Source organism: Kitasatospora sp. NPDC059803, from assembly GCF_042732255.1.
Taxonomy (GTDB): Bacteria; Actinomycetota; Actinomycetes; order Streptomycetales; family Streptomycetaceae; genus Kitasatospora.
In genome coordinates this window covers 1-2,058 of record NZ_JBHWIJ010000371.1, presented here as the reverse complement: position 1 = coordinate 2,058, position 2,058 = coordinate 1, and the positions used below count along the sequence as shown (strand labels likewise).

General features: G+C 81.3%; 1 protein-coding gene. It reads left to right on the top strand.

The features are described 5' to 3' along the window. Positions 1-398: 398 nt before the first annotated feature. The coding region (locus ACFV6I_RS35630; RefSeq protein ID WP_380430055.1) for a DUF3492 domain-containing protein at positions 399-2,058 on the top strand (1,660 nt) is incomplete at its 3' end.

Below are 2,058 nucleotides of genomic sequence, written 5' to 3'. Positions count from 1 at the left end.
CCCGCCCCGGGCCCCCCCCCCCCCCGCGACCGCCCCCCCGCGCCCCCGCCCCCCCGGCGCCGGGGGACCACGTAGCCCCGGGGGGCGGGGGCGCCCCCCCCCGGGGGCCCGGGGGCGCGGCCCCGCCCCCGCCGGAACGGGCGTGCGCCCGGGGGAACGGATCGCGGGAGGGGCGCGGCCGGACCGTCGGGCCGGACGGCCGCACCACCGCTCGGTGGTGCCCCGCGCCGGGGGAGCGTCGCGGTGTCGTACCCGGCCGACCGGACTCCTCGCCCCCGGACCGTCCCCGCCGCCGTGCGGGGCCGCCCCGGTGACCACTCAAGCCGCTCAAGCCATCCGTCGATCCCGCCCGCCCGTGATCCGCCCGCCCGTGATCCGCTCTGCCCTGGAGGTCTCCCGTGCGCATCGCCCTGCTCACCGAGGGTGCCCGCCCACATTCCCGGCGCGGCGCCGGAGGCTGGTGCGACCGGCTGGCCGCGGGCCTGCCGGAGCACGAGTTCGGGCTGTACCTGCTGACCGGCCAAGGCGGCCAGGCCGGCCAGGGCGCTGCCGAGCGGCCGTCCCCCGCCTGGCGCGGGGCACGCGAGCTGGCGCTGTGGGGGCGCCGGCCGGGCGGCCGGGTGCCCGGCGCGCTGCGCAGACGCCAGTACGCCCGGGCGTACGAGGACCTGGTCAGAGCCCTGGTGCTGCCGGGGGAGCGGGCCGGCTTCGGGGCCGGGCTGTACCGGCTGGCCGTCCTCGCCCGGGAGGACGGCACGCTGCCCGCCTTCCTCGCCTCCGCGCACGCCCGGCGCACCCTGGAGCGGGTCTGGCGGCTGCCGGGCGCGGAGACCTCGGCCGGGCAGCCGCTGGTCCGCGACGTGCTGGTCGCGGCGGACCTGCTGGAGCAGTGCCTGCGGCCGCTGTCCGCGCCCTGGTACGGCACCGGGCCCGACGGCCTCGGCGGCGCCGACCTGTGCCACGTGGTCGGCGGCGGCCCCGCGGCGCTGCCCGCACTCGTCGCCCGGTACCTGCACGGGGTGCCGTTCGTGGTCACCGAGCACGGCCTGCACCTGCGCGAGCAGTACCTGGGCTACCGCGAGGCGCCGTACCGGTGGCCGGTCCGGGCGCTGCTGCTGGCGTACTTCCGGGCGCTCACCGAGGAGACCTACCGGCAGGCGGCCGTCCTGACCCCCGGCAGCGCCCACGACCAGCAGTGGCAGCGCCGCTGCGGGGCCGACCCGGCGCGCACCCGGGTGGTGTACGAGGGGACGCCCGCGGTGGTCCGCCCGGCGGCCGGGCCCGAGCCCGCCGCGCCGACCCTGGTGTGGGCGGGCGCGCTGGAGCCGGGGCGGGACACCGAACTGATGCTGCACGCCTTCGCACAGGTGCACGCCGACCTGCCGCGGGCCCGGCTGGTGATCCACGGCGAGGAGGCCGCGCCCGGCTACCGGGCGCACTGCGCGGCGCTGGCCGAGCGGCTCGGACTGGCCGCGGCGGTGGACTTCGCCGGGCGGCCCGGCTCGCTCGCCGAGGTCTGGGAGGGCGGCACGCTGGCCGTCTTCTCCGCGCTGTCCCAGCGCAGCCCCCGGCTGCTCGCGGACGCGATGCTCAGCGGCCGGGCGGTGGTGTCCACCGATGTCGGGGTGGCCCGCGAGGTGGTCGGGCCGACCGGGCTGCTGGTGCCCGCCCGGGACCCGCGCGCGCTGGCCGGCGCCTGCCTGGCGCTGCTGCGCGACGAGGAGCGGCGCGCCCGGCTCGGGCTGGCCGGGCGGCTGCGGGCGCAGGAACGCTTCGCCGTGGAGCCGGTGATCGGCGCCTTCCGGGAGATCTACCTGGAGCTGGTCTCGCAGTACCCGGCCTTCCCCGGCGGTGGGGCCGGCGGCGCGGCGGGGGAGCCGCCGCGCCCGTTCGCCCGGCCCGCCGAGTACTGGCTCGCCGACGGCCGCCGCGCGCCGGACGGCCCGGACGGCCAGGGCGCCCCGGACGCGGGGGACGGCCCCCACGGCCGCCACCCCCCCCCGCCCGCCCGGGGCCGGGCGGCGGGGGGCGAGGGGGGGGCGCGCCGCGCCCACAAAC